The following is a 26,516-nucleotide window of genomic DNA, read 5'->3' as shown; positions in this document are numbered from 1 at the left end:
TTAGTGTCAGCGGCTCTTCGCCGCTTTCTCCTTTTCTTTTTGAGTTTTTTCTACTTCTTTTTTGAGAGCATTCTCCTGATCCTTGCGTTCAGCATCAATAATCTGATCGTAGGCAGGTGATGTTTTCAGCGGATCAAGCGAGTCCATACTGACCACTACTTTATCTCCCGGTGCAACCTGAGTACCTGCCTTGATGGACTGTTTGATGACATAGCCGCTGCCATCGAACTTCACTGCGATGCCTGTCAAATCCATCAGCTCATTCAGCTCACGCTTCGACCAGCCTGTCAGGTCCGGCATCAGGATATCCCCACCGGTCATCAGCAGTACTTTGCTGCCTGTCAGCAGCTGTGACGTCTCCGGCTGCGCGGCGGTCACTTTGTTTCCGGAACCGAGCACCACGGGTTCAAGCTGCTTCGCTTCAAGCATCGACACAGCTTTATCCTTATTCTGGTTCAGGACATCCGGCATGTCAGCAGTGACCGGCTGCTTCTTTTTCTTCGTGTTCGTCACATCGAGGTATTTAAGTGTATTCTCCATCAGCGGCTTGTAGCCTTTAGAGACACCGATATTATAGGCTTCTGCATCATTCTTCTGTGCGAGGGACATCCCCATATAGATGATGACTTCCGGTTTATCAGCCGGTGCATAACCCATAAAGCTGACAAAGTAAGGATTCGGTCCCTCGACGTAACCCCCGTTTTCCGTGTCTGCAACCTGCGCGGTCCCGGTCTTACCTGCAATCTGATAATCATCAATCTGATAATTGAACGCGTGCAGCTCTGAACCATAGACGACATCTTTCAGTTCCCGCATCGTTTTCTTCGCGGTATCCGCAGTGATCGGTTCACCAACTATCTTCTTCCCACCCTTAATGATGACTGATTGGTCCGGCGACGTCACTGACTGCACATAGTAAGGCTTAAGCATCTTGCCGCCGTTTAAGATGGCGGTCTCCGCCTGCACCATCTGCACAGGTGTCACGGTCGTTGACTGACCGAAAGCGGATACTTTCTGGCTCAGCGGGTCTCCCCAGGAAATCTGGCCGCTGGGTTCACCGTCAAACAGGACATCCGTTTTTTGACCAAAGCCGAAACGTTCATAATAGTCCTTCATCTTATCCGTGCCGACCTCATCCTGCAGTTTCATCATCAGTGTATTGGATGACAGCTGGAAGCCTTTATTCATTGTGATTTTACCCCAGCCCGTGTTGTTCCAGTCAGATATTTCGTGACCTTCCACATCTCTTGAGCCGGACATATATTTTGTATCACGTTTGAATTTACCTTCCTGAATAGCCGCTGCCAGACTATAAGTCTTGAATGTCGAACCGGGTTCGTACGTGTTCTGGAACAGGTCATTCTGCCACTTCTCACCGAATCCTTCACGCGTCTCCGGATTGAATGTCGGCCGCTGACTGAAGCCGAGTATTTCACCTGTCCTGGCGCTTGCAACTACCGCGAAAACATCCTTCGGCTTGTAGCGTTTGACCATCGTGTCCATCGCATCCTCAACGAATATCTGAATATTCTTGTCGAGTGTCAGGTGTACATCATCACCATCGACCGCCGGGATGACGTTCCCGGAATTCGGGAGCACATACTGCCATATATCCTGTTTATATGACGTTTTGCCGGCTTTTCCGGATAGATAGGTGTTGAACACCTTCTCTGTCCCAAGCATGCCTTCAATTAATCCCGTATCCGGATTTTTCTGGGCGAACCCGATGGTGTGGGATGCAAAATTACCGTTCGGATAAAACCTTTTCTTCTCTGTGAAGAAAGTCAGACCAGGCAGCTTCAACGCTTCAATTTTCTTCTTCTGGTCATAGGTCAGGTCCCGTCCTGCCTTACCGAATTCCACCTGAAAGACCTTTTTCGTTCTGAGTGTCGCAAGTATCTCTTTTTCCGGCATATCAATGATGTCAGCGAGTGCCTTCGCCGTCTTTTTAGCATCGATGACATGGGCCGGCGACTGGTCCGTATTCTTCATATTCTTATCAAGCACTGCAACCAGTTTATAGGAGTTGACGTCCTGAGCCAGTATCTGGCCGTTGCGGTCATAGATATTGCCTCGCTTCGGCTGATTGATGATATTTCTTGCATATTTCTCGCTGGCCTTCAGCACGAGATCCTGGCCGGAGGAAGTTCCCGTCAGCATGACATAGGAATATCTAAAAATCAATAGAAAAAAGAGCAGTCCGAATAACAAAACCAGAAGGACTGCTCCTATTTTATTTTTCTTAATTTTAATTGCTGCCATCTTTTTGCACGACCTTTACGTTATCATTTTTCAAGCTGAGGCCGTAACCCTGTGCTTTACTATAGATACGTTCGTAAGATGATTGCTTCATTGCTTCAGATTTTAATTCGCCGTTGACACCTTGCTGGTGAATAATTTCAGACTGTGTTGTTGCAATTTTGCTATTCATATCATACGCATCATACTTTAAAGATAGCATATAACTGCTGACCAGTGCAATTAATGCTACGAGAATCAGGTAGACCAGTTTCTCGAGTTTTGTTAATGATACAACATGGGTTTTAGTTTGTGATTTCGTGTAAGTTTTAACCGGGGTATCATACGTTCGTTCAAAGACATTACTGTTTGCATATTCAGCTGCCATGTTGTCACCTCTTATTTTAATACTTCCACTACTCTGAGCTTGGCACTGCGTGCTCTATTGTTGGCAGTCAGTTCTTCGGTGGATGATTCAACAGGTTTACGATTCACCCGTTTCAGTTTCGGCCTGAATTCATCTGGTATAACCGGCAATCCTCGAGGGATATCAGGTCCCTTTTCATATTCGCGGAAAATCTGTTTGCAGATACGGTCTTCAAGTGAGTGAAAAGTGATGACTGAAATTCTGCCGCCCTGCTTTACAGAGTCGATGGCCTGTTCAATCGATGTCTCAAAAGCGCCCAGTTCATCGTTCACTGCTATCCGGATCGCCTGAAAGACACGCTTCGCAGGATGCCCGCCTTTTCTTCTGGCTGGTGCAGGAATGCTGTCCTTGATAATTTCAACCAGCTGTACAGTCGTTTCAATGGGTGTTACTTCTCTTGTTTTTTCAATGTTTCTCGCAATTTGTCTGGAAAATTTCTCTTCACCGTAGCGATAGAAGATGGAGACCAGTTTCTCATAGGGCCATTCATTGACCACCTCATAAGCCGAGAGCGCTTGCATACGGTCCATGCGCATATCGAGTCTCGCGTCCTGATGATAGCTGAACCCACGTTCAGCATCGTCAAGCTGGGGACTCGACACGCCGAGGTCATAGAGAATGCCGTCCACTTTATCGATATCCAGTTCATCGAGAACTTGTCGTAGGTTACGAAAGTTATTTTTGACGAGTGTGACTTTATGTAAATGATCCTTAAGGACTTCCTTTGCATTAGACAGAGCTGCATCATCCTGATCGATAGCGATCAGTCTGCCTGAATCGGCCAGCTGTTTGACAAGATAGAGACTATGACCAGCACCACCCAGCGTACAATCGACATAAATGCCATCTTTCTTAATATCCAGCATATCGACTGTTTCGTTCAGTAATACGGTGATGTGATGGAACATATTCTACCTCCTAAAAATCTATTTCAATCAGTTCTTCAGCTATTTCTGCATAATGAGGCTCAGTTTCCTCATAGAATGTCCGCCACTCAGCTTTATCCCATATTTCTATCCGGGATGACACACCGACGACCACACATTCCTTGGATAACCCCGCATACTCTCTCAGGTTGGCAGGGATGTTGATACGACCTTGTTTGTCGACCTCCACTTCAACTGCACCTGAGAAAAATAATCTCATAAACTTACGAGCATCTTTTTTTGTAATGGGAAGAGCCGTTAATTTCTCTTCAATCCTCTGCCATTCCTTCAATGTGTAACCGAATAAGCAGCGGTCAAGACCTCGGGTAATCACGAAATGTTCTGATAATTCATCACGAAATTTGACAGGAACAATCAGCCGTCCCTTTGCGTCCATCTGGTGCTGATATTCTCCCATGAACATTGTCATCACCCTGCCTTATTAATAATTTACCATAGACCCCCACATTTCACCACAATTTATATATAAATTCCCACAACTATTTTTATTTAAAAAAATAAACCAATTTACATGGCAGTAAACTGGTTTATGCATCGCTATTAAATTTCTAGAATCTGCTGTTCTAAAGTATATTCAACGCTTTCAATCACATCATCAAATAGTGTGAGTGAATAATTATTCAGCATGACAAGCGGATGCCAGGTCCGTTCCTGCAGACCTTCTCTTGGATGAAGATAGGCTTCAATCTCATTGAAATGCTGCAGCATCGTTTTATTGCGCTGATGTAGTTGCTTGTTGTAGGCTTTCCGCAGATAATCGACCTGCTTTAAGTGATGTGCCAGATTAGACTCAATCAACCGCTTCACCTGTTCGCTTTCAGCCAGCTGTATCATCTTCTGATACTGCCCCGTAAGCTGGTCCGTCGTCTGCTGCAGTTCCAAAGCAAGCAGCACATTGGTGTCCTCTTTCAGAAAATGGTCTGTCTGATTCTCCAGTCCTTCAGTCACCACTTCAGCAAGCGGCAGCTGATAGCGTTCCACAAGCTTCCGGATACGGCTGTCCAGATAAGTGATTCTCATACGGGGCATGACGATCGGCATCTCTCGCTCTGCCAGTCTGAAGACTTCATAAAGCTCACCCCAGTATCTGACTTCCGCAGGACCCCCGATAAATGCGAGCGTATTGAACATCAGCTCTTCCATCAGAGGACGGGTCACGACGTTGTTGCTGAAGCGTTCAGGTTCTGCTGCTATCAGCGCACGGATCTCCTCTGCAGAATAGCTGACAGCTGATTTACCGAGATGATAACGTCCCTCAGCACAGTTCAGCAGCTGACGTTTACCGTCCTCTGACATAAAGAGATGGACGTTTGTCGTCGTTTCAATCGAGTATGAATCCATCTTTTTCTGTCCGGCATGAAAGGCATCATCGATTTCATGATGATGATCGAACATCCATAGCAGCTTATCACGTTGCAGACCTCTGAATGCTGGATCCGCACTGTCTATCATGACCAGTCCGTAATCCTTGAATAACTCATGAACCAGCGCCTTGAAATGAGACGTCCAGTTCAGTGGCAGCTGCGTCAGCTTGTCATAGATTTCTTTCGTGCGTTCTGTTTCAAGCAGCCGACTGACGAACTGCGTGATAGTTGCTGTCATTTCATCTGCTGTCAGGGAGAAATGTGAGACAGAGTCTTCAGCTTCACGTTTAGTCGCCACTTTGAATTTCTGCATTTTACGGTTCGCATGATCGTACAGATAAGCATGATTCACCTCACTGAAATCGTGATCCTCACCCGCAATCCAGAACACCGGAACAAGGGTTGTACCCAGCGCCTTGCTCTGTTCTTGTGCCAGTACGATGATGGAGATGATTTTATGTATAGTATAGAGCGGACTGATCATTAGACCGGCCTGCTGACCCCCTATCACTACCTGACTGCCTGACTTTAGGTCATGAAGGCTACGAGTCTGCGCTGCGGTCAGTTCCAGATCTGACATATAGTTCTCAATGACTTTGCCGAGCTGTTCAGTATGGGCATGCGGGGACAGCTGCTGACGTCGTGCATAGATATCCGTCTGTGAGAGATCATAGTCATAACTGTCAAATTCACCTGCTGCATATCGCCCAAGAAAACTCTGAGCATCATCTTTAACTGTTAGTATCTTCATGAGTGGAACTCCTTCATATTATTCTGTTCATCATTATAAAGATATCTGTATCACAATACAATGTAGCTGCCTGAAAATAAAAAAACCCTTATTTCATTTAAGAAATAAGGGACACTATTACTTAGCGACTACTTCTTTACCGTTGTATGCGCCACATGATGGACATACGCGGTGAGATAATTTCATTTCGCCACAGCTTGAACATTCTACCATGCCTGGTACTGAAATTTTGAAATGTGTACGACGTTTTCTTTTTGCTGATTTCGATGTTCTTCTTTTTGGTACTGCCATTATTTTTCTCCTCCTCTACTCTAACTCAAGATCCTGTAATTTAGCGAGACGCGGATCAACAGCTGGCTTTTGCTGCAGCTGATCTTCGTCAACAACTTCCCAGCCTTTGCCCTTCGTAAGAGACATTTCGGTGTCTTCCTTAACGACGCGAACCGGCTTTTCGAGTACAACCAATTCCTCAACAACGGGCTTTAAGTCTATCATGCCGTTAATAATCTCATGACGATTGACATCCTCATCCAGCTCATAGTCATTCATGTCAAAGACCTCAAGCGATTCAATATGAATCGGGACTTCGACAGGTTCAAGCGTCCGTGCGCAGCTCATCACATAATGACCCGTGATGACGATATCCGCATAGACTTCCTTGGACTTAGCTGATAATGTACCTTCCACGTGAATCGGTGATAAGTCGATCAGCTGAAGATTATCGATAAGATGCGGGAATTCAACATCAGATTCAAAATTGAGTGGCGTATCCTGGTGTTTACGAAGTTGATTTATTGACCATTTCATAGGTTTCACCTCTTACAAACACAAAATTTATTTTAACGTCAAACTATATACTTTGTCAAGATTTTTTCTTAACAGCAAATTCTGCTACAATGTTCATTATAACGACTACGGGAGGTAAATTCAATGAAGTCAGTCGCCATTATCGCCGAATACAATCCATATCATAATGGCCACCAGTATCATGCACGTACTGCACGTGCTCAGTCAGAGGCCGATGTGGTCATCGCCATTATGAGCGGCCAGTTCACTCAGCGCGGTGAACCGGCCATCTTCGATAAGTTCAGGCGGGCGGAAAGCGCCCTCTTGGACTGTGACCTTGTCGTCGAGCTGCCGCAGTTCTATGCGCTGAGCTACGCCGATGATTTTGCGGCGGGCGGTATCCGGGCAGCTGAGCTGCTGCGGGCAGATACACTCGCGTTCGGTGCCGAATGTGAGGACTTAAGTCAGCTGACCGCCGAGCTGCGGCGTGACAAGAAAGTGGATATCAGCAGCGGCGAGAGCTATGCCCGTATGATGGGCGATTCTTCCTTATATCAGCCGAACAATATACTCGCGATGCAGTATGTGCGGCACTGTCAGGCCAACAACATCGAATTACTTCCTATTAAACGGGTGCAGAGTGCGTACCACGACCGCATCATCACAGGTGATATCGCCAGCGCGACCGCCATACGGGCTGCACTGCTGAAAGGTGACGATTACAGTCAGGCAGTCCCTTACCTGCTGAAGCCGGAAAATGCCGTAACCTGGGATGACTTCTTTCCCTATCTGAAATATACGCTGCTGACGAAAACCCCTGCTGAGCTGAGACAGATCTACATGATGACAGAAGGCCTTGAGAACAGGCTGCAGCGTGCTGTAAAAGCGCACCACGACTTCAGAAGCTTCATGGCTGCCATCAAGACCAAACGCTACACCTACACGCGGCTGCAACGTCTTCTCGCCTGTACCCTGCTGAACATTCAGCAAAGTCACCCTGTCACAGATCTCCGTGTACTCGCTATGAATGATACCGGCCGGCAGTATATCAAGGGTCTGCCGCACCTGCACACGAATATCAACCGGCAGAATGCGGCGCTGTTCTCACTTGAAGTGAGGGCGACGCAGGTCTATAATCTCGTCTCAGGCGTCACGCAGAATGATTTCAATACGCCGGTTATTTATCAAACTTCAGTCTGAGGGCATCCGCGACAGCACGGGGGACAATCTCACTGACATCGGCGCCGTATTTCGCCACTTCTTTAGCGATGCTCGAGCTGATGAATGAATAGCGGTTGTTCGTCATCATATAGAGCGTCTCGATTTCATCGTTCAGCTTCTTATTCATGCTGGTCAGCTGCATCTCATATTCAAAGTCGCTGACAGCGCGCAGTCCTCTGACGATGGTCTGCGCACCGATATTCTCACAGTGCGTGATCAGCAGACCGGAGAAGTAATGGACCTGGACATTCGGCCATTCCTTTGTCACCTCGCCGATCAGTGCAAGCCGCTCCTCCATCGTGAAAAGACCGACCTTACTCGAATTATTGAGCACTGACACATGGACCTCATCGAATATTTTCGCACTTCTTTCAATGATATCCAGATGACCCAGTGTGATCGGATCAAAGCTACCTGGTACTACTGCACGTCTAATCGTCATGATGAGCTCCTTTCAATATCGTGATTTTCACGGTGCCGTATATCTCTTCTTTCGTGACAGCAAATCTGTATGGATTGACTGTCTCATCCTTGCCGCACTCACACATGATGACCCCGCCCTCTGTCAGCAGGCCATAGTCATCAATCAGCTGCAGCGCCTTGTTCAGCAGACCTTTCTGATAGGGCGGATCCAGAAAGATCACATCAAATTTAATATCCCGCTTCTTTAGTGCTTTTAGTGCACGAAAGGCGTCATTGCGATATACTTCTACTTGTTCATCGACCGTCTCCAGATTTCTGCGGATCGCGGTCACCGCTTCCTTTGACCCGTCAACAAAGATGACGGTGTCGAGTCCGCGGCTGAGGCCTTCAATGCCGAGGCCCCCGCTGCCGGCGAAGAGATCAAGGCCGGTCCCGTCAAGCGTTCCCAGAATATTGAAGATATTCTCCTTGATCTTATCAGTTGTCGGCCGGGAGGTCATGCCGGCTGCTGCTTCTATCTTCAGTTTTTTATATTTACCTGCTATTACACGCACACTTACACCTACCTAAAAGGAGATTTGAATATGTCACAATCATTTATCGAACTCGGACCCGGCTACAGTGATTTCTTTGAATTCGAGGAACTCATCCACTACAATCATGAACGCATCCGCAGTGTTGTCGCCCTGCACACCACGCTTGAACAGGAGCCGAAGACAAGCATCCTCGTCATCATGAATCCGACCCGTCAAGGTCATTTTCAGGGCATCTATTCCACGTTTGAGTCACTGCCTTATCCTTATCCGGTATCCAACAAGCGCTTCGACTTCATCAGAGAGTGGGCCGGCCGATATGAGCTGCCGTTCCTGGAGTATGAAATCAAGGCAATTCATTACTTCCACGAGCGTGAGCTCTTCTATAACTACCTGACCGGCGTCCTCAGACTGCAGAGACAGCTGCCACCATTGTCATGATTCGTAATGACGTTCAAGCGTCTGATAAGGTGAGACCTCCACGTCCAGCACATACTTCAGGCGTGACAGCTGGGTGAGCACCTCATCCAGTTTCTCTGTGTCAATATAGAGTGACAGCCACCGGTCTTTACGATTGAAATAGACGATATGACCGTATTTGCGGAGCTGCCGTTCATTCTTGCTGCTTTTCATATGTATGATCAAGTTCGTTCTTGGCGTTAATGTCATCTTAAAAACCTCGTTATCCCAGTTTCTTTTATAGTATCATGATATTTGCTAAAATAAAATGTATCAACACAATCAGGAGGACTGAATATGAATAGAATAATCAGAACCACCGTGACGCTTGCTGCCGCGTACGCAACAAGCATCGCGGTCTCAAAGGCGCTCACCCGGACAGAGAAGCGGGCAATCAGACCTTACTTCACAGGCCGTGCGCCGTACGTCTTTGCACACCGCGGCGGGATGAAGCTGGCACCGGAAAATACGATGGCCGCCTTCAAGGAGGCAGCGCACCTCGAGGTCGATGGCTTTGAGATTGATATCCGGGTGACGAAGGACGATGAGATCGTCGTCTTCCATGACGCTTACGTTGACCGCGTGTCAGAAGGTACCGGCCTCATCTCAGACCTTACACTTGACGAACTACGTCAGCTCGATTTCGGCTATCATTTCAAGGATATCAACGGCGACTATCCTTTCCGCGGGCATCAGGATGCGAAAATCGTGACACTGAGAGAACTGATCACGGCATTCCCCGAGATGCGTCTCAATATCGACATCAAAGACAGACCGGCCACCCCTTCAGGTGAGCGAGTACCTGCACTGTTAAACAAAGTGATCACTGAGCTGAACGCCGCGGACCGCGTGCTCGTGACCAGCTTCCATGACGTTCAGATCGCTCGTTTCGCTGATATCAATCAGCGTGTCGCAGTGGGTGCAGGTGTCGATGAAGTCTATAAGGCCTATCTTCTTTATATAAGTGGTTACGGGCATCTTTACCAGCCGGCAGCGAGCACATTCCAGATTCCGGTTCAGTACCAGGGCATCCGCCTCGACAGCGCGAAGTGGATGCGCTTTCTGGAAAGTCATAACATCGCCGCCGGGTACTGGGTCATCAACAGTATCGACGAGATGGATGACCTGCTGCAGAAAGGGGCACATACCCTCGTCACCGACCGACCTGACCTGGCCTATCACCTGATCAAGGAAAGATACAGAAAATAGACTGAAATCGTGCAGATGATCTGCACGATTTTTTAGTCGTCGTTTGTAATTTTTTAACACTTAATTTATATTATTAAGCGAGGCGGTTTTCCATGAAATTAATTCCAGTAGAACCACAGAGTCAGTGGTATCCGAAACCGATGATCATGGGCTGTGAAGGCGTGGCGGCCAGCATGATGCTGCAGAACGGTGTCAGTGCCGCCGCACTGATGAAACACTGGCCGAAACACGACTCCAATCCCGAGAAGGGCTATGTCGGTCATCCGTCAAAGATCAGCTGGGACAGTCATCAGACCATCTTCCCGGCCGCCTTCGTGCCTTATCTGAAACAGTTCGATCAGTCAGTGATGGACGGGACAGGCGCCAGTCTGCCGGAACTTGAGGCGGTGCTTGATCAGGATCAGCCGGTGATCGTCTATCATACTCATCTCGGTTTCCCTGCATTGAAGCGTGATTTCATAACTTCAGACGGCAGACGGCAGTGGGTCAGCAATATCCATATCACCCTGCTTATCGGCTATGATGATGACTTCTATTACTATATCGATCCTCTGTGGATGAAAATCGGCCCTCTCCTGCTGCCGGCTCTCTTCCCGAGCCGCAATCAGATCATGAAGATGACTAAACGGCGTTATAGTAAAAGCTTTGACGAGCCGGGCAGACTCTGTATCTACAAAAAAGAAGGTGTCCAATGAATTCCCGATTACTCTCCTATGTCAAAACGATTTTTATGTTTCTTTTCTTTATGGCGGCGATGATCCTATTGTCACGTGAGCTCTCCCATGTAGACTTCAAGGAGACCATCAGTTTATTCCGGGCAATGCCGACGATGAACTTCCTGCTGCTGATTGCGGCGGGTCTTTTAACGGTGCTGACGCTGTCACTCTATGATTATGTGCTGACCCGTAACCTGAATGTGGCTATCCCGCTGCGTCGCCTCCTGCCGATCAGCTTCATTACGAACGCTATGAACAATATTCTCGGCTTCGGCGGTCTGTTCGGTGCCGGTCTGCGGTTATTTCAGTATCAGTCGAGAACGCCTGAATATGAGCCGATGAAGCGGGGAATCAGTCTGCTGCTGTTATCGACACTCAGCGGACTCAGTGTCCTCTGCTATCTAGCTTACAGCTTTATCAATATCACAGCCATTCCTTATGGCAACTGGATCGTGCTGTTCGCCTGTATTTATGCCCCACTCTTTCTGATATCATCGGTGATACGACCGATCAAGAAAGGCGCACGTTTTCTTGGCATCAGCTTTACGCTCGTCTCCATAATTGACTGGCTCGCGGTCATTCTGCTCTTTTATTTCATTCTGACTGAGCTGAATATCCATATCCCGCTGACTGCCCTGGCAGGCCTGTTCATCATCGCATCATTATCCGGTGTCATCAGTATGGTGCCCGGCGGACTCGGTGCCTTTGATGTCGTCATGCTGGCCGGCCTGCAGTCGTTCGGTGTCAGTCAGGAGAAAAGTGTCCTGGTGCTCCTGTTGTACCGCACTATTTATTATTTCTTTCCGATGCTGGTCGCCCTGTTCCTCGCAGCCTTTGAGTACAGAGAGACGGCGAAATCCTATATCGAGGACAACAAGATACTCAGTTCAGCTGCGATGACCGGCTCGTTTATCCGTTCACTGCAGAAGGCATCGTCGTATCAGTTCTCAGGACTGATCGCTGCACTGCTCACTATCATCACCAGTCTCGTCTATTATTTCAACCATTTTCTGATCGTCTACGATGCAATCGCTGAGAACCGCCATACGTATTATTCAGTCGTCATCATCTTTCACGTAGCTGCAAGTCTGATGCTGCTTGTCAATGCGAACGGTGTGATGCATGGCACTAAGCGGGCGACGATGCTCAGCATTCTGTCGACAATCATTCTGCTCGTGACGACATTTCTGTCTTACGGTACGATCATCTCCTATATCTGGCTGTCTACCATTCTTGCACTGCTGGTCTACAAATACCAGCGGACCACCTCAGTCAAACGCAGCCTGACACCCCTTAAACTGGGCGTCAGTCTCGCCTTGATATTCGCCCTGTTATTCATCAATCACTGGGTGACGATTGATATGCTTGAAATCTACCCTCATACAGCCACTCAATTTGACGAGACACTGATCGGCAGACTGACGTGGCTGACTTTGCTGCTCTTCCTCATAATAAGCGGTGCTATCACCTATTACTACGGCCGTAAATATAATGAACTGCTTTATCAGGACGTAAGCGAGGACGAGATCAAGCATATCATCAGTACATACGGCGGCAGTTACGTCAGCCACCTCGCGTTCACCGGTGACAAACAGTTTTTCGTAAACGAGGAACGCGATGCATTTGTGATGTTCCATAAGACAAAAAACGCCTGCATCATCATGGGGGACCCGGTCGGTAACGCAGAACATTTCGAGGCGCTGCTGATGGATTTTTACGACAAGGCATTCTTCATCGGCTGTGACGTCATCTTCTACCAGGTCCAGTCAAAATATCTGTCGCTCTATCATCAGTTCGGCAATCACTTCTTCAAGATCGGCGAAGAGGCACTGATTCCCCTGCAGGATTTCACGATCAGCGGCAAGAAACAGCGTGCCTTCCGCGCAACGATGAACAAGCTTGATAAGGAAGGCTATACCTTCAGTATCGAGGAGCCGCCGTTCTCGGATGACTTCATTGCTGAACTGAAGACGGTCAGTGACCAGTGGCTGAACGGTAAACATGAGATGCACTTCTCTGTCGGTGCCTTCCAGCGCCATTACCTGGAACGCGCACCGATTGCCGTGCTGCGTGATCATACGGGTGTCGTCGCCTTCAGCACACTGATGCCGACAAATTATAACAGCACGCTGTCCGTCGACCTGATCCGCTGGCTGCCCGAACTGGACATACCGGCGATGGACGCCCTCTATCTCAATATGCTGCTCTATTCTCAGGAACAGGGTTACCATTACTTCAATATGGGTATGGCGACATTATCAAATGTCGGACAGAACCGCTATGGCTACGCGCGTGAGCGGATCGCGGGTCATGTCTTCACTCATTTCAACAATCTGTACAGCTTCCAGGGCTTAAGAAAATATAAGCAGAAGTATAACCCGGAATGGAATGAACGTTATGTCGTCTACCGGACCTATACCTCATTGGTGTGGAACCTGGTCAGAATCGGTAAGACCATCAACCAGAAATAAGAAGGCATCGCAATCATGCGATGCCTTTTTTGTATTGGCGCGTGTCACTGCGCTATGAGCGATAAATCCTGGATATCGTCCCTCTTTCTATTTAAACAATAGCGACCCCATAACCACTATGATGACTAAAGGAATAACATATCTCAGCAGCGCGGTCCATACCTTGAATAATCCACGATACTTCCCGTCTATCACCATTTCGTCCTCCGCAATGCGTTTGTCCAGCACATATCCTGTAAAGAGTGAAAATGCCAGGGCACCGATCGGCAGCAGTATATTTGATACAAGATAATCCGTGTTATCAAAGAACGTACCGGCCAGGAACTTCGTATCTGCGAGCACACCGAATGATAAGGCAGCAGGGATACCCACTATAAACAGCAGCAAGGATACGATCACGACTGACCGTCTTCGTTTCGTGTCATCCCCTTTCATGGCATTCGAGACATTGATCTCCATCAGGTTGATGGCAGAGGTGATCGCCGCAAACAGAAAGAGCAGCAGGAAAATCAGATAGAACAGCTGACCGAGCGGCAGCTGATCAAAGACATAAGGCAGCACGACAAAGAGCAGCCCCGGACCTTCTGCATTATCGATATCCAGGGCTGCTGTCGCCGGGAAGATGGCCAGACCCGCTAATATCGTCACCAGAATATTCAGACCGACGACCGTGATACCTGACTGCACTAAATCCGCATCCTTCTTCAAGTACGATGCATACGTAAGCATACCGCCGAAGCCGACGGATAAGGAGAAGAACGACTGACCGAGCGCGAACAGAATGCTGTCTCCGTTCAGTGACGTGAAATCAGGCTTCAGAAAATAGCTGATACCCGCCATGCTGCCGGGCAGTGTCACTGAGCGGATGATCATGATCATAAAGAAGATGAAGAGGAGCGGCATCATCGCTTTAGATGCGCGTTCAATCCCCTTCTCTATTCCAGCCATAACAATCAGAGCAGTCAGTGCGATAAAGGTAAACTGCCCCAAAAGCGCATAAAGCGGCTGACTGATCAGCATGCCGAACAGTTCATCATACTCAGTTGTCCCGCTGCCGGGCAGAAGAGCATATAATGTCCGGATGACATAGAGAAGGATCCAGCCGCCGATAACACTGTAGAAGCTGAGCAGCAGGAAGACACCGATATTACCTAAATGACCGATGATATCAAAGATTTTTCTGCCCGTGACTTTACTGAAGGCCTGCGTACTGTTCGTCTCTCCATGCCGGCCGATCACGAATTCAGCCAGCAGCAGCGGGAAGCCGATCAGTAACGTGAAGATAATAAAGATGAATAAAAAGGCACCACCACCATTGGCCGCTATGACATATGGAAATTTCCAGATGGCACCGAGACCGATAGCTGAGCCGGCACTGGCCAGTATAAATCCAATTTTTGAGTTCCATGATGCGCGTTTTTCCATAGTAAAACCTCCATTATTTTTTGTCCTAAAAAAAACGGCCTATGTCTATACATAGGCCGAAAAAAAGAAGCCGATGTATATTACACGGCCTCACGATATCATCATGAAGAGACCGTCATAGATGACTTATATCTATGACGGATATAAGTCCTATGACAGTTGCCAACCATTCAGTTGTGTCATCAGTTTCTTCATGTTCATGCACCTCTTCTTAGAATAAATCAACTTTATCAGATGATCTGACAATAATCAACTTTTTTATAGACTGACCTTATAGTAGCGAATGGCGCGCTCCGTCTCCACTTCAGGCAGCAGGCCGGCCGTTATCATTACAGGCGCCCAGTCATACCGCTTCAGATCAAAGATGACGAAGGAGCGGCTTGTCCGGATCAGTTCTGCAAGCAGGTCTTCCGGCTCATAGAAAAGATGGAGAGGAATGCTGACATACACACAGTCAAACTTCTTATCCTTGTAAGGAATATGTGTACGTTTCAGCTGCTTATAGGAGAAGTGCGGATAAAGATGAATCGCCTGCTGCATATTCCGCGGTGCCTGGTCGATATAATAACCTTTAATCGGCTGTTCGCGGTCAATTGCACTCAGCAGTGCCCCGTTGAAACAGCCGATGCTGAGCACCTTTTTCTGCACTTCAAGGCTCTGTGCATAACGGGAAAACTGCTTGAAATAAAGACCGGTCATAATCCCGACACGATAGACCTGTTCCACTGGTTGCTCAAAAAAGGTATAGCGTTTCTTCCAGTCTTTTCTTAGCTTGCGCTCTTTCTTTTTATCCATCTTCTGCATCTCCTAAGCTGAACAGGAACAGCCGCCACTGCAGCTGTGTTCAGTGGTAAAGAACGGATTTCCACTTTCCACTTTCACTTCCGTTGAGATGGCACGTGAGACAATGACAAGGACTTCATCCAGCAAGGTCTGCAGCTCCATCTCACTTTTTTTGGCTTTTGCCACAACAGGATGCATGTCATAGGCTTTCTTCGCACGTCTCGTTGCGAGAAGTGTCTCCATATAGTCCGGATGATAGCGACCGAAACGCATCACTTCATCGTAACGCTCCTTCAGTCTGAGCACCTGTCTTCTCAGTTCATCCACTTCCCTGTTCTGCTGAAGTTCCAGCTGATCTTCTCTATACTGCTGATAACGCATGCTCTCTAATATCAGCCTATTAAGTTCGTCAGCTTTATCCAGCACATTGAACAGCTGATCATCATATATCATATCTTGCCCTCACTTATTCATTCAGATAACGGACTGCATAACAGCCCTTAACTGCTGTCTGTATTCTGTCGTACTGACTGTTCAGCATCATATCGCGGTCACTGCTGTTCAACCAGTCATTCACCACTTCCGCTGCATCATAGCCATTACCGCTGCTGAGCGCAGCTCCCTGACTCTGACACAGCGGCTTAACGCTGGCAGCTGCAGTCAGATTGTGGACCTCATAGTTAGCACGCATCATATTGATGACGGCTGTAAGCGTCTCCTGTTCGTTCAGCTGCTGCAGGAGAGGCCGTACTTTCTTTATTGTACGCTCAAGCGGCCGGCCGTTCAAGTGCGCTGTATAGGGCTGCATCTGCACCAGCATATCAGGCGTCATAAAGCGGGCGGCCATCACTCTGCCTGACAGTCTGTCGATATAGACCTGCATGTAGACCTTACCGTACCTGATGAGCAGCTGTGTCTTCATATCCGCCTCTGACAGTTCCAGATGATAATCACCGTCCGCCGTTCTGATCACGGGTTCTGTGTTGATGGAAGTGCCCTGATAAATCTCAGCGGCACGCTGATTGACGCTTAAGGGCGCGATATCCGCTTCAACCCCCGTCGCATAGATCATACCGATCTGACGCTCCCGCACCCGGACATCGTAGAAAGCATCCGCCAGTCTGTATATATAGTGCTGATACTTATTATCAGCAGCATATATACGTTCCGGATAACCATAAGTTTCTGTCCAGTCATCTATATCCTTACCGACATATGAACCGGCCCCTTCAGTCAGCACCGGGTTGACCGGCTTCACTTCTCTAGTTGCTGTATTTTCCTTCTCTTCAAGTTCATTAAAATCATCAGTCGAGTAGAATAACATTAAAAGACCGATGACCAACAATAACACTATACCCATCTTGATCACTAAATTCTTCATCGCTATCTCCGTACGCTTAGTCATTCATATTATACATTATTTCCACATAAATAAATATCTGATTGCAACTCGGCTCTTTTTGTCATAAAATTAGAGTTGAGCATATTGAGGGAGGTTTATTAAATGGTATTCGACAATTCAGGTATAGAGAACGTCGTCGCTGATCAGAATATTATTCAGCACGTTATGAATAAACATGGCCTTAATCTTGGTGGACACTGGGATTTCGAACGTGTTACTTATGATTTGAAATATCAGGTTGAAGAAGGTGTCTTCTATCTTCGTTTTCCAGGATACGCAGTCGAGGGCGATGTTGGTGCAAGAAATGCAAAGCTTCAGATGATGGATCCTTACTTGGGTAAACACTATTATCCGACAGGCATCGAGTACGGTGAGGACGAACATTTCCCTCCTGCAGTGGTTGAACATTGTAAACGTACAATCATCAGCATCAGCAATGATCTTCATGAAATACTTGCCTAAGACGTGGATTTAGCCACGTCTTTTTTATTATCTATTGTGGGGTGCTGCTATGTTTAAACGCTATTTGACAAAAAGAAATATCACTGTTTTCATCTTCATTATAGTGGCGATTCTGTTCTTCTATTACATCCTGCCCATCTCAATCCCGATCGTCACGGCACTGATACTGGCGCTTGTGCTGGAACCGGTGGTCAGAAGGCTGGAAATCAAGTTCGGCAGCCGTAAGTGGAGTGTCACCGCGCTCTATTCAGGTATTCTGCTGCTGATCCTGCTGGGCCTCTATCTGGTACTGACCAAACTGACAGAAGCCGTCATCGACTTTGCCCGGAACTTACCCGCTAAAGCGGACAGCCTGATTGCCGCCTGGTCAAATATTGAAGGAAGACTCAACCATGTGCTGCCGTCCAGTATCACAGCTTCACTGAACAGTGAGGTGCAGAAGTTCCTGCTGTCCATGCGGGATGGCATTGTGGATTACTTCAGTGTCCAGAATATCACCGCCTTCATTTCGATGCTGCCTGAGCTGATCATCTCCGGACTCGTCTTTATGGTGGCCCTTTTTCTCTTCATGCTGGAAGTACCTCGACTGAAACAGTTCATCCGTCATCATACATATGAGAAGACCTACACTCGCGGTCTTCTGGTCTGGAAACGAATCAGCACCTCCATGTTCGGTATGCTGAGAGCCGCCATCATCCTGTCGTTCATCACCTGGGTGTTCACATTTATCGGCTTACTGTTCATCATGCCTGAGAATGCGCTTGTCCTCAGCCTGATTATCTGTGTGGTCGATCTGCTGCCGATCATCGGTGCGACAGGTATCACCATACCCTGGACGCTCTACGAACTGATCACCGGTGATAATATCACGGCTCTCAAGCTGGCACTGCTCTCCGTCTTCCTGCTTGTACAGCGTAAAGTGCTTGAACCGAAGATTATGGGTAACGGCGTCGGTCTCAGCCCGCTCTCGACACTGATCTCCATGTATATCGGACTGAAACTGATGGGCTTCATCGGTTTCTTCATCGGACCGATCCTGCTCCTCCTCATCGTGACCTTCATTGAGTCAGGTGCCATCAAAACAAACTTCAGAATATAAAAAATGCCGTTCTCAATCATGAGGACGGCATTTTCATTAGATACCCAGGATGGCTTTGAACACAGACGTCGTCTCGCCACCTTTGTAGAATACATAGAGCAGCAGATAGACGGCTACACCGGTAATGGCCGTAAAGAACCAGATGATAGAAGTCGCAGGTCCTAATTTACGATGAATGTTCAGACGGTCATTCAGCCCTGACCAGATCATGGTCAGTCCGAGTCCGCCGCCTGTCGTCGCAAGTGTGATATGGAAAATCAGGAAGATCGTATAATAAATCTTGATACTGTCTGGCCCGCCAAATGAAGTGTTGCCGATGAATAATGTACGTGATACGTAGATGATGAAGAACGTCAGTGCGCTGGCACCGGCGGCAAGCATCACTTTCTTATGCCCTTCGTAATCCTTTTTGGCGATTAAATACCAGCCGATCGCGACGAGAATCGCACTGATGACAATGAATGATGTACTGATAGTAGGTAAAATCGGTAAATTCATAGTAGACTCCTATCTGAATTGATTGAAATATGCTTGTTCTTTCTGACGAGCTTCAAGACTTCTCTGCGTCGTCGCTTCCTCATCACGGCCTTCTGACCAGCGCCAGTTGAAGAAGACATAGAACAGCATCACTGCGAAGAATATCTCCTGCATGACTTTCATGATGACGCCGCCCGTCTGCTGGTCTTCAAGCGGTGACATATTCGTGAAGTACTGCGGACCGGAAATATTCGTTGTGCTCATAATACTATCCAGCGTCCCCTGCGGTACACAGAGTGTCATCGCACTGAGCCAGGCTTTTGGATCTGTATAAGTCTGATACATCGGATGCTGCGAGAAGATGATCAGACCGCATGACGGTGTCAAGAGCACACCGATCATAAAAATATAGAAGAGTTTCTGCAGGCCAGAGATCTGTTTTCTTGGCAGCTCCGTTCTGTTGAAGACGGGATACCACATCAGAACGGCTGCAACGAACAGCAGAAGCGTGAACAGGGAATGCAGCGTCGCACTCTGCTTCAGGTAATCCAGTACTACCGGCAGATGATAGATACTGAACAGGCCATTGAAGAAGATGATGGCAAAAACCGGATTCGTCATCGCGCCGAATACTCGCTTGATATAGGGACGGGATACCCCATAATCAATCAGATAACTAGGGATGGCAAAGAACAGAAGCGGTACGATCATCAAGTAGAGAATCGCCATCTGCAGCATATGGAAACTGAAGATGATGTGACTGAGCAGATCAACCGGACTCCCTTTGACGATATATAGCAGAACCATGCTGAGAATGAACAGCACCACTTCATTGCGCTTTAGCGGTCTGTTACCCGGTATATCACGGCGCCATTTCGTCACTGTAAGAAAGTAGACAACCGTCACAAAAATCAGAGCCACCAGATAGAAAGGACTCCAGTTGGCAAAGAAACCGAAGATTGAGACGGAACTCAAATTATTCATATAATCACTCCAGATATATAATCTTATGTCAATTATATGACAAATTCAAAGTCTTGGATGCCCTGAATAACGAACGTTTTATGTCATTTTAAAAAAACACCACTGATGAAGATCAGTGGTGTCATCTATTATTTAAGTGGATCGCCGAGCCACACGAGATAAAGTGCAGTGACGACAAATGAAAAAGCGATGAAGATTCCGGAAAGCATGAACAGTTTCGGTACATCGTGCCCATCATGTTTCATGTGCATGAAATAGAAGAACTGCAGGATGACCTGAATGAAGGCCAGTAGAATCAGGATAGGCAGTACAATCGCTTTATCAAGACCTGCTGCCACCATAGCGAACGCGATGAATGTCAGGAAGATCATGATAGCGAATGTAGTGACCTGCTGTCTCATCTCAGCTGTGCGGTTACGTCTTTCGTAAGCAAATTTCGCTTTATTGAATGCTGGTTCAGTGTGTACAATATGTTCTTCATGAATTTCAGCTTGCTCAACAGTGTCGACATCTTTCACTTTGACGTGTTCAGTAACGTAATGCTCGTTTTTGTTTGTCATATTATCCTAACACCCCTAACAAGTAGACTACTGTAAAGATGAATACCCAGACAACGTCGATAAAGTGCCAGTATAACGAGAAAGTATTGAACTTCGCTGCGTTATAGACAGATAAACCACGACCCATATTACGGATGACAAGCAGAACGGCCCAGCCCAGACCGATCAGTACGTGCAGACCGTGCGTACCGACTAAGAAGTAGAAGGCACTACCGAATGCACTTGAACGGAACGTATGGCCTTGATGCACATATTCGACAAACTCATAGATTTCAAGTCCCAGGAAACAGAGACCAAGTAAAATTGTCACGATGATCCATGTAATCATTTTCTTGAAGTCATAGTTTTTCATATGATACATCGCGTACACACTTGTCAATGAAGATGTCAGAAGTAACATCGTCATGACAAACGCAAGCGGTAAGTGGAAAAGCTGCTGTGCTGTCAGGTGATCCTGACTCGGTACCTGGTCTTTCAGTGCTAAGTAAGTCGCGAATAATGAGGCGAACAGTGCAGTTTCTCCGCCAAGGAAAATCCAGAAGCCGACGAATTTATTCTTACCTTCAAGCGATGCAGTCTCAGGGTGACTTGGCCATCTTTCAACTGTCATTTTCTCTTCAACATGTGCCATTATTTCACACCTCTTTCGTACTCAATCAACTCTTCTTTAGTGATATGGTAACCATGGTCGTCTTTCAGCGAACGAGCGATCATACCGCCTACTGTAATGAGTAGACCTAAAGCAAGAACAAATGGCGCCCAAGGTTGAACCGGCAGATCTTTGACTGCGTTCAGTGCCCACTCTTTGCCATCTGCGAAGTAAAGTGCACCGAAAGCTGCAACGAATAAGCCGAGTGACTGGATGAACGGCAGGATAGAATTGTTAGGCATATGAATCTCACCTAATGATTCAGCCGGTAGGATTTCGCCGTTACCCTTTGTTTTCTCTAACCAGAATGCATCTAAACCGCGAACAAGTGGTGTCTGTGCAAAGTTGTAGAACGGTACAGGCTGTGGTAATGACCATTCAAGTGTACGGCCATCGCCCCATGCATCGCGTCCGACTTTAGGACCCTTAGCAGTTGTCATGATGATATTGATCAGTGTAATGATAACAGCCACAGCCATTAAAAGTGCACCGATTGTAGAGATCAAGTTGAAGGTATCGTAACCTTGTCCTGGTAAGTAAGTGAATACACGACGAGGCATACCCATCAAGCCCAGGAAATGCTGTAAGAAGAAAGTTAAGTGGAATCCTGTGAAGAAGATCCAGAATGCCAGCTTACCTAATTTTTCGCTCAGAATCTTACCGAACATGAGCGGCCAGTAGAAGTGAAGTGCTGCAAGTAATGCGAACACCACACCACCGACGATCACGTAGTGGAAGTGAGCGACGATGAAATAAGAATCGTGGTACTGATAATCAGCTGGTGCTGATGCCTGCATCACACCTGTTACCCCACCCATGACGAATGAGGGAATGAATGCAAGTGCGTAAAGCATTGGTGTCGTAAACTCGATGCTACCACCCCAGATGGTCAGCAGCCAGTTGAAGATTTTGATACCTGTCGGTACGGCAATGGCCATTGTCGCAATCGCGAAGATCGCGTTCGCTGTAGGTCCAAGACCGACTGTGAACATATGGTGAGCCCATACCATGAAGCCTAAGAAACCGATCAGTACTGTCGCGAAGACCATCGCTGAGTAACCGAACAGACGCTTTCTTGAGAACGTCGGGATAATCTCAGAGAAGATACCGAAGGCAGGTAATACTAAGATATAAACTTCAGGGTGACCGAAAATCCAGAATAAGTGTTCCCAGATGATCGTGTTACCACCTTGAGAGACAACGAAGAATCCAGTACCGAACATTCTATCGAAGATCAGTAAGAATAAACCGATAGTAAGCGGTGGGAATGCGAAGACAATCAGTGCTGACGCAACGAATGTTGTCCATGTCAGCAGCGGCATACGCATATATGTCATCCCTGGTGCTCTCATATTGATGATTGTTGCCAGGAAATTGATACCGGCAATCAATGTACCCGCACCTGAAATCTGTAGACCCAGTGCGTAGAAATCGATCCCGTGACCTGGTGAAGCAAGAGAAAGTGATGCATAAGATGTCCAGCCGGCATCCGGAGCACCGCCCATCAGCCATGATAAGTTCAGGAAGATTCCCCCGAAGAAGAATAACCAGAAACCAAGCGCGTTCAGGAATGGGAACGCGACGTCACGCGCTCCGATCTGAAGTGGAACAGCCGCATTCATAAATGCGAATAATAATGGCATCGCTGCCAGGAAAATCATTGTAGTACCGTGCATCGTGATGATCTGATTGAAAAGTCCTGCTGACACGAAATCATTTTCAGGCACTGCGAGCTGAAGACGAATGAACATCGCTTCGAGTCCACCCAGTGCGAAGAACAGACCACCCATAATCAAGTAAAGAATTGCGATTTTTTTATGGTCAACAGTCGTTAAATATTCCTTGATTGTTGCACCAAAACCTCTTTTAGCTTGTGTAGACAATTGTGTAACCTCCCTTTAAACTTTAGTTCTCGACTTTACGTTCCATCAAGTAAGCAGCAAGTGCATCGATATCACTGTCAGATACTTTATACTGACCCGTCATTTTGTTACCTGGTTTGATGCTGTCAGGATCTTTGATCCATTTTTTCAGGTTTTCTTCGTTATGCTCCAATACACCTGCAATGCGAGTACGCTCACCGAATGTCGTTAAGTTAGGACCTTTAGCCCCTTTACCTGTCGGTGTAACCGCGTGACAACCGATACATGACTGCTTAAAGACTTTTTCCCCTTCTTTAGCTGAGTCACTTGTCGCTGCTACCGCTTTTTTAACACCTTGCATATCTTTGACCCAAGTATCGAAATCAGCTTTATCCATCGCTTTAACTTTGAAATCCATCAGTGCGTGAGAAGGTCCACATAACTCAGCACATTTGCCGTAGAAGACATTATCTGCATCCTTCGCTTTTTTGGAGTCGAAGATCAAGTAGAATTTGTTGATATTATCAACGTTCGTATCCATCTTACCACCCACAGCCGGAATCCAGAATGAGTGCTTGACGTCAGCAGCATGTAATCTGAAGTATACCTTTGTATCAGTCGGTACAACAAGGTCCTGAGAAGTCACAATCTGCTGGTTAGGATATTCAAATTCCCACCAGTACTGGTTCGCTGTTACATTGACGATCATTTCCTTGTTTTTGCCTTTTTCATCTACTTTATCCATCGCTTTCGTATCGGCTAATTTGAAAGTCAGTGTTACAGTCGGAATCGCTAAGATAAGAAGTAAAAGAATCGGAAAAGCTGTCCAGATGATTTCAAGCTTATGGTTACCTGAAACCTGTTTCGGCATGAAGTTCTCTCCGACTTTTCCACGTCTGAATTTAAATACTGCAAGTATGAAGATAATGACAACAACAATGATGACAACAATCATGATATAAACAGCAAGCATCATGAGATTAAATTGTTCCTGTGCTACTTCCCCTGCCGGACGAAGCACTGATAAATACGGTTTACCACAGCCTGATAAAGCCATAGCCAGAACAAAAAACAAGCCAAACAATTTAGTGTTCTTTAATTTGCTCATTAAAAATAACCCCTCTTTCACTCATTCATAATCAAATCATTTGAATTAAAGTAACTACAACTATCATAACAAAAAATATCATTAGATAGTTCAAAGAATAGATAAACATCTGCATAGCCCATTTCGCTTCCTTGACTCCATTTCTGAAGCCTGAAAGTGTAAGTATAAGCCAGCCGACATTCAGCATCGTCGCAAGCGTGATGAAGACATTGCCAAGTTCCGTCATGAAAAACGGCGTCGGCAGAAGAACAAGCACCCAGAACAGCATGCCAAGACGTGTTCTTGCAAAACCTCTGACTGTGGGCAGCATCGGAATGTCAGCTAAGCCGTATTCATCCTTACGCTTGATCGCAAGCGCATAGAAATGAGCGGGTTGCCAGGCAAACATGATAATAAATAACAGCCATGCCGTCTTCGATAAATGGGGATCTATACTGGCCCAGCCGATCAGCGGGGGTATAGCTCCAGGAAAACTTCCTATTATCGTATTTGACACTAAATGACGTTTAGACCACACAGAATAGAGGACCACATAACCGAATATGCCGAGAAAGCCGATAAGACCTGTCGTCATATTGACGGAGAACAGCAGTGCCTCACCCAGTACCATGAGTGCCAGACTTAAGATCAACAGCTGCTTACTGTCAATCTTACCTGTTACACTCGGTCGGTTCATCTTGCTGGGCATCAGAGCATCTATATCCTGATCGTAAAAGTTATTTAATGCACAACTACCGCTCATAATCAGAATAGAACCCGCTAACATGGCGAGGAGTTCAGGCAGACTGCCGAAAAACGACTGACCTGTCAGTACAATCGCGAGCCATCCACCGGCAAAAGTCGGAATCAGGTTGCCCTGTACGAGTCCCAGTTTGACTACAGCTTTGATATCCTTCACTGTTAACCTGCTATCATCAACGGGATTGATGATATTTTCATTAAGCATTTCCAGCCTCCTTTACACACCTGACGCATATAATAACAATAATAAATCAAAATTGACACAAATTCTATATATTTCAGAAATTAAATGATAACATTTTACTGTAATTGATTGAGACGCAATATTCACAGAGGTGACACATTTACAGTGATTAAACATTGCTATACTATAGATTAGGACTGATTCATTGTTATCCAATTATTATTTTATCATATATAGAAGGTCCGCAGACTGCGAATTTTATGACCGCTAAGAATTTTTTGAGGTGAATGCTTTGTTAAAAGAAAAGAATCTTAAATGGCTTTCAGTTTTCACAACCATACTGATGCTGTTTGTTCAGATCGGCGGCGCGCTGGTGACAAAAACGGGTTCAGCAGATGGCTGCGGTAACAGCTGGCCGCTCTGTCACGGCGAAATCGTGCCGACTCATATCCCGAAGGAAACATTGATTGAACTTGCGCACCGCGGTGTATCCGGTCTTGCGCTGATCTCTGTGACGTGGCTCGTCATCCTCAGCATGAAATATATCGGCTATAAAAGGGAGACTAAATTCCTCTGTTTCATGAGTATCGCCTTTATCTTCGCACAGGCGCTGATCGGCGCAGCTGCGGTCATCTGGCAGCAGAATAAATTTATTCTGGCGCTTCACTTCGGTATTTCGCTGATCAGTTTCAGTGCTGTCTTTCTCCTGATGCTGCTCATATTTGAAATCGACCAGAAGTTCGATGCGAAGAAAATCATCATCCATGATAAACTGCGCTATCACACGGTCGCTTTGACCAGCTATATCTACTTTGTCATATACAGCGGTGCGCTTGTCCGCCATACGAAGGCAAGTCTTGCCTGCTCCACATGGCCACTCTGCCAGCAGGGACAGTTCCAGCTGCCCCAGAATTTCTATGAATGGGTCCAGATGAGTCATCGCACACTTGCAGGTATACTCTTCATATGGCTGGCTTATATCACTTATCATGCTGTTAAGAACTACGCACAGTACAGAGTGATCAAATATGGTTATCTGACTGCATTCATGCTGATCTGCCTGCAGGTGATGAGCGGTGCACTGATTGTTTTCACTGAACTCAATCTTTATATCGCCTTGCTCCATGCCTTATTCATCACCCTGCTGTTCGGACTTCTCTGCTACTTCATCTTGCTGATCTCGAGAGCTAAGCTCAGACAATAAATCGAAACACCCCGCATATTCTGCGGGGTGT

The 26,516-nt window shown here is 46.8% G+C and carries 29 protein-coding genes; 8 read left to right on the top strand and 21 right to left on the bottom strand.

Annotation, left to right across the window (positions count from 1 at the left end; all coding sequences use genetic code 11):
* Positions 1-6: 6 nt before the first annotated feature.
* From ERX40_RS01855 to ERX40_RS01825, 7 genes are all read right to left on the bottom strand, one after another.
* Positions 7-2,262 carry a penicillin-binding protein gene (locus ERX40_RS01855; RefSeq protein WP_133416798.1) on the bottom strand — a complete coding sequence of 752 codons (2,256 nt, stop codon included), beginning with the start codon at positions 2,260-2,262 and terminating at the stop codon, positions 7-9.
* A complete protein-coding gene (gene ftsL / locus ERX40_RS01850; protein ID WP_133416797.1) occupies positions 2,249-2,626 on the bottom strand; it encodes a cell division protein FtsL in 378 nt (125 codons plus the stop codon). The genes ERX40_RS01855 and ftsL overlap by 14 nt, the downstream gene beginning before the upstream one ends.
* 11 nt (positions 2,627-2,637) lie before the next feature.
* Positions 2,638-3,573: a 16S rRNA (cytosine(1402)-N(4))-methyltransferase RsmH gene (gene rsmH / locus ERX40_RS01845; protein WP_133416796.1), complete on the bottom strand. Its 936-nt coding sequence runs from the start codon at positions 3,571-3,573 to the stop codon at positions 2,638-2,640.
* Positions 3,574-3,583: 10 nt separating this feature from the next.
* The gene (gene mraZ / locus ERX40_RS01840; protein WP_133416795.1) at positions 3,584-4,015 is read right to left on the bottom strand and encodes a division/cell wall cluster transcriptional repressor MraZ; all 432 of its coding nucleotides are present in this window, start codon (positions 4,013-4,015) and stop codon (positions 3,584-3,586) included.
* Between the two features lie 137 nt (positions 4,016-4,152).
* On the bottom strand, positions 4,153-5,727 hold the full coding sequence (bshC, locus tag ERX40_RS01835; protein WP_133416794.1) for a bacillithiol biosynthesis cysteine-adding enzyme BshC: 1,575 nt from the start codon (positions 5,725-5,727) through the stop codon (positions 4,153-4,155).
* Positions 5,728-5,844: 117 nt separating this feature from the next.
* Positions 5,845-6,018, bottom strand: a complete 174-nt coding sequence (gene rpmF, locus ERX40_RS01830) for a 50S ribosomal protein L32 (protein WP_133416793.1) — start codon at positions 6,016-6,018, stop codon at positions 5,845-5,847.
* Between the two features lie 15 nt (positions 6,019-6,033).
* Positions 6,034-6,534, bottom strand: a complete 501-nt coding sequence (locus ERX40_RS01825) for a YceD family protein (RefSeq protein ID WP_133416792.1) — start codon at positions 6,532-6,534, stop codon at positions 6,034-6,036.
* Between the two features lie 123 nt (positions 6,535-6,657).
* Between ERX40_RS01825 and ERX40_RS01820 the strand changes: the two genes are divergently transcribed.
* Positions 6,658-7,713, top strand: coding sequence for a tRNA(Met) cytidine acetate ligase (locus ERX40_RS01820; RefSeq protein WP_133416791.1), 1,056 nt, complete (start codon positions 6,658-6,660; stop codon positions 7,711-7,713).
* Here the strand turns inward: ERX40_RS01820 and coaD are convergent.
* Both coaD and rsmD read right to left on the bottom strand, forming a co-directional pair.
* Positions 7,691-8,176 carry a pantetheine-phosphate adenylyltransferase gene (gene coaD, locus ERX40_RS01815; protein WP_133416790.1) on the bottom strand — a complete coding sequence of 162 codons (486 nt, stop codon included), beginning with the start codon at positions 8,174-8,176 and terminating at the stop codon, positions 7,691-7,693. The genes ERX40_RS01820 and coaD overlap by 23 nt on opposite strands.
* Entirely contained in the window at positions 8,166-8,711 is a 546-nt protein-coding gene (gene rsmD / locus ERX40_RS01810) for a 16S rRNA (guanine(966)-N(2))-methyltransferase RsmD (RefSeq protein ID WP_133416789.1), read from the bottom strand. The genes coaD and rsmD overlap by 11 nt, the downstream gene beginning before the upstream one ends.
* Before the next feature lie 30 nt (positions 8,712-8,741).
* On the opposite strand from rsmD, the gene ERX40_RS01805 reads away from it, so the two are divergent.
* Positions 8,742-9,131, top strand: coding sequence for a DUF7147 family protein (locus ERX40_RS01805; RefSeq protein WP_133416788.1), 390 nt, complete (start codon positions 8,742-8,744; stop codon positions 9,129-9,131).
* Here ERX40_RS01805 and ERX40_RS01800 read toward each other — a convergent pair.
* Positions 9,126-9,359, bottom strand: a complete 234-nt coding sequence (locus ERX40_RS01800) for a DUF2129 domain-containing protein (RefSeq protein ID WP_133416787.1) — start codon at positions 9,357-9,359, stop codon at positions 9,126-9,128. The genes ERX40_RS01805 and ERX40_RS01800 overlap by 6 nt on opposite strands.
* A gap of 87 nt (positions 9,360-9,446) precedes the next feature.
* Here ERX40_RS01800 and ERX40_RS01795 point away from each other — a divergent pair, with 87 nt between their 5' ends.
* From ERX40_RS01795 to mprF, 3 genes are all read left to right on the top strand, one after another.
* Positions 9,447-10,358, top strand: a complete 912-nt coding sequence (locus tag ERX40_RS01795; protein ID WP_133416786.1) for a glycerophosphodiester phosphodiesterase family protein — start codon at positions 9,447-9,449, stop codon at positions 10,356-10,358.
* Positions 10,359-10,450: 92 nt separating this feature from the next.
* Positions 10,451-11,053: a C39 family peptidase gene (locus ERX40_RS01790; RefSeq protein WP_133416785.1), complete on the top strand. Its 603-nt coding sequence runs from the start codon at positions 10,451-10,453 to the stop codon at positions 11,051-11,053.
* A complete protein-coding gene (gene mprF / locus ERX40_RS01785; protein ID WP_133416784.1) occupies positions 11,050-13,545 on the top strand; it encodes a bifunctional lysylphosphatidylglycerol flippase/synthetase MprF in 2,496 nt (831 codons plus the stop codon). Before ERX40_RS01790 ends, mprF begins: the two co-directional genes overlap by 4 nt.
* An 87-nt stretch (positions 13,546-13,632) precedes the next feature.
* Here the strand turns inward: mprF and ERX40_RS01780 are convergent, their stop codons facing one another.
* The 4 genes from ERX40_RS01780 to ERX40_RS01765 all read right to left on the bottom strand — a co-directional run bounded on the left by ERX40_RS01780 (position 13,633) and on the right by ERX40_RS01765 (position 17,158).
* Positions 13,633-14,970, bottom strand: a complete 1,338-nt coding sequence (locus ERX40_RS01780) for a sodium-dependent transporter (RefSeq protein ID WP_133416783.1) — start codon at positions 14,968-14,970, stop codon at positions 13,633-13,635.
* 258 nt (positions 14,971-15,228) lie between these two features.
* Positions 15,229-15,765 (bottom strand): class I SAM-dependent methyltransferase, encoded by a 537-nt coding sequence (locus ERX40_RS01775; RefSeq protein ID WP_165980623.1) that lies wholly within the window; start codon positions 15,763-15,765, stop codon positions 15,229-15,231.
* 12 nt (positions 15,766-15,777) lie between these two features.
* On the bottom strand, positions 15,778-16,206 hold the full coding sequence (locus ERX40_RS01770) for a YlbF/YmcA family competence regulator (RefSeq protein ID WP_133416781.1): 429 nt from the start codon (positions 16,204-16,206) through the stop codon (positions 15,778-15,780).
* A gap of 13 nt (positions 16,207-16,219) precedes the next feature.
* Positions 16,220-17,158 (bottom strand): CAP-associated domain-containing protein, encoded by a 939-nt coding sequence (locus tag ERX40_RS01765; RefSeq protein WP_133416780.1) that lies wholly within the window; start codon positions 17,156-17,158, stop codon positions 16,220-16,222.
* Between the two features lie 99 nt (positions 17,159-17,257).
* Here ERX40_RS01765 and ERX40_RS01760 point away from each other — a divergent pair, with 99 nt between their 5' ends.
* Both ERX40_RS01760 and ytvI read left to right on the top strand, forming a co-directional pair.
* Positions 17,258-17,617 carry a YugN family protein gene (locus tag ERX40_RS01760; RefSeq protein ID WP_133416779.1) on the top strand — a complete coding sequence of 120 codons (360 nt, stop codon included), beginning with the start codon at positions 17,258-17,260 and terminating at the stop codon, positions 17,615-17,617.
* 49 nt (positions 17,618-17,666) lie between these two features.
* Positions 17,667-18,716, top strand: a complete 1,050-nt coding sequence (ytvI, locus tag ERX40_RS01755; RefSeq protein WP_133416778.1) for a sporulation integral membrane protein YtvI — start codon at positions 17,667-17,669, stop codon at positions 18,714-18,716.
* A gap of 36 nt (positions 18,717-18,752) precedes the next feature.
* Here ytvI and ERX40_RS01750 read toward each other — a convergent pair whose 3' ends face one another.
* The 7 genes from ERX40_RS01750 to cyoE all read right to left on the bottom strand — a co-directional run bounded on the left by ERX40_RS01750 (position 18,753) and on the right by cyoE (position 25,302).
* Positions 18,753-19,214: a DUF420 domain-containing protein gene (locus ERX40_RS01750; RefSeq protein WP_133416777.1), complete on the bottom strand. Its 462-nt coding sequence runs from the start codon at positions 19,212-19,214 to the stop codon at positions 18,753-18,755.
* Positions 19,215-19,223: 9 nt separating this feature from the next.
* Positions 19,224-20,177, bottom strand: a complete 954-nt coding sequence (gene ctaG, locus ERX40_RS01745) for a cytochrome c oxidase assembly factor CtaG (RefSeq protein WP_133416776.1) — start codon at positions 20,175-20,177, stop codon at positions 19,224-19,226.
* A 128-nt stretch (positions 20,178-20,305) separates the two neighbouring features.
* Complete coding sequence (locus tag ERX40_RS01740; RefSeq protein ID WP_133416775.1) at positions 20,306-20,737, bottom strand: cytochrome C oxidase subunit IV family protein; 432 nt, start codon at positions 20,735-20,737, stop codon at positions 20,306-20,308.
* A gap of 1 nt (position 20,738) precedes the next feature.
* A complete protein-coding gene (locus ERX40_RS01735) occupies positions 20,739-21,368 on the bottom strand; it encodes a cytochrome c oxidase subunit 3 (protein ID WP_133416774.1) in 630 nt (209 codons plus the stop codon).
* On the bottom strand, positions 21,368-23,269 hold the full coding sequence (gene ctaD, locus ERX40_RS01730) for a cytochrome c oxidase subunit I (RefSeq protein ID WP_133416773.1): 1,902 nt from the start codon (positions 23,267-23,269) through the stop codon (positions 21,368-21,370). Before ctaD ends, ERX40_RS01735 begins: the two co-directional genes overlap by 1 nt.
* Positions 23,270-23,291: 22 nt before the next feature.
* The gene (coxB, locus tag ERX40_RS01725; protein ID WP_133416772.1) at positions 23,292-24,356 is read right to left on the bottom strand and encodes a cytochrome c oxidase subunit II; all 1,065 of its coding nucleotides are present in this window, start codon (positions 24,354-24,356) and stop codon (positions 23,292-23,294) included.
* 31 nt (positions 24,357-24,387) lie between these two features.
* Entirely contained in the window at positions 24,388-25,302 is a 915-nt protein-coding gene (gene cyoE, locus ERX40_RS01720) for a heme o synthase (RefSeq protein ID WP_133416771.1), read from the bottom strand.
* A 271-nt stretch (positions 25,303-25,573) separates the two neighbouring features.
* On the opposite strand from cyoE, the gene ERX40_RS01715 reads away from it, so the two are divergent.
* On the top strand, positions 25,574-26,485 hold the full coding sequence (locus ERX40_RS01715) for a COX15/CtaA family protein (RefSeq protein ID WP_133416770.1): 912 nt from the start codon (positions 25,574-25,576) through the stop codon (positions 26,483-26,485).
* Positions 26,486-26,516 lie beyond the last annotated feature (31 nt).

Origin of the sequence: Macrococcus carouselicus (assembly GCF_004359515.1) — a bacterium.
GTDB classification, from domain to species: domain Bacteria; phylum Bacillota; class Bacilli; order Staphylococcales; family Staphylococcaceae; genus Macrococcus; species Macrococcus carouselicus.
The sequence above is the reverse complement of the archived record's forward strand: the minus strand, read 5'-3'. Positions and strand labels throughout refer to the sequence as shown.

Bases quoted from the DNA above. Each gene is read 5' to 3' on its own strand.
- ERX40_RS01855 (WP_133416798.1), bottom strand. From the start codon at position 2,262: ATGGCAGCAATTAAAATTAAGAAAAATAAAATAGGAGCAGTCCTTCTG.
- ftsL (WP_133416797.1), bottom strand. From the start codon at position 2,626: ATGGCAGCTGAATATGCAAACAGTAATGTCTTTGAACGAACGTATGAT.
- rsmH (WP_133416796.1), bottom strand. From the start codon at position 3,573: ATGTTCCATCACATCACCGTATTACTGAACGAAACAGTCGATATGCTG.
- mraZ (WP_133416795.1), bottom strand. From the start codon at position 4,015: ATGTTCATGGGAGAATATCAGCACCAGATGGACGCAAAGGGACGGCTG.
- bshC (WP_133416794.1), bottom strand. From the start codon at position 5,727: ATGAAGATACTAACAGTTAAAGATGATGCTCAGAGTTTTCTTGGGCGA.
- rpmF (WP_133416793.1), bottom strand. From the start codon at position 6,018: ATGGCAGTACCAAAAAGAAGAACATCGAAATCAGCAAAAAGAAAACGT.
- ERX40_RS01825 (WP_133416792.1), bottom strand. From the start codon at position 6,534: ATGAAATGGTCAATAAATCAACTTCGTAAACACCAGGATACGCCACTC.
- ERX40_RS01820 (WP_133416791.1), top strand. From the start codon at position 6,658: ATGAAGTCAGTCGCCATTATCGCCGAATACAATCCATATCATAATGGC.
- coaD (WP_133416790.1), bottom strand. From the start codon at position 8,176: ATGACGATTAGACGTGCAGTAGTACCAGGTAGCTTTGATCCGATCACA.
- ERX40_RS01805 (WP_133416788.1), top strand. From the start codon at position 8,742: ATGTCACAATCATTTATCGAACTCGGACCCGGCTACAGTGATTTCTTT.
- ERX40_RS01800 (WP_133416787.1), bottom strand. From the start codon at position 9,359: ATGACATTAACGCCAAGAACGAACTTGATCATACATATGAAAAGCAGC.
- ERX40_RS01795 (WP_133416786.1), top strand. From the start codon at position 9,447: ATGAATAGAATAATCAGAACCACCGTGACGCTTGCTGCCGCGTACGCA.
- ERX40_RS01790 (WP_133416785.1), top strand. From the start codon at position 10,451: ATGAAATTAATTCCAGTAGAACCACAGAGTCAGTGGTATCCGAAACCG.
- mprF (WP_133416784.1), top strand. From the start codon at position 11,050: ATGAATTCCCGATTACTCTCCTATGTCAAAACGATTTTTATGTTTCTT.
- ERX40_RS01780 (WP_133416783.1), bottom strand. From the start codon at position 14,970: ATGGAAAAACGCGCATCATGGAACTCAAAAATTGGATTTATACTGGCC.
- ERX40_RS01775 (WP_165980623.1), bottom strand. From the start codon at position 15,765: ATGGATAAAAAGAAAGAGCGCAAGCTAAGAAAAGACTGGAAGAAACGC.
- ERX40_RS01770 (WP_133416781.1), bottom strand. From the start codon at position 16,206: ATGATATATGATGATCAGCTGTTCAATGTGCTGGATAAAGCTGACGAA.
- ERX40_RS01765 (WP_133416780.1), bottom strand. From the start codon at position 17,158: ATGACTAAGCGTACGGAGATAGCGATGAAGAATTTAGTGATCAAGATG.
- ERX40_RS01760 (WP_133416779.1), top strand. From the start codon at position 17,258: ATGGTATTCGACAATTCAGGTATAGAGAACGTCGTCGCTGATCAGAAT.
- ytvI (WP_133416778.1), top strand. From the start codon at position 17,667: ATGTTTAAACGCTATTTGACAAAAAGAAATATCACTGTTTTCATCTTC.
- ERX40_RS01750 (WP_133416777.1), bottom strand. From the start codon at position 19,214: ATGAATTTACCGATTTTACCTACTATCAGTACATCATTCATTGTCATC.
- ctaG (WP_133416776.1), bottom strand. From the start codon at position 20,177: ATGAATAATTTGAGTTCCGTCTCAATCTTCGGTTTCTTTGCCAACTGG.
- ERX40_RS01740 (WP_133416775.1), bottom strand. From the start codon at position 20,737: ATGACAAACAAAAACGAGCATTACGTTACTGAACACGTCAAAGTGAAA.
- ERX40_RS01735 (WP_133416774.1), bottom strand. From the start codon at position 21,368: ATGGCACATGTTGAAGAGAAAATGACAGTTGAAAGATGGCCAAGTCAC.
- coxB (WP_133416772.1), bottom strand. From the start codon at position 24,356: ATGAGCAAATTAAAGAACACTAAATTGTTTGGCTTGTTTTTTGTTCTG.
- cyoE (WP_133416771.1), bottom strand. From the start codon at position 25,302: ATGCTTAATGAAAATATCATCAATCCCGTTGATGATAGCAGGTTAACA.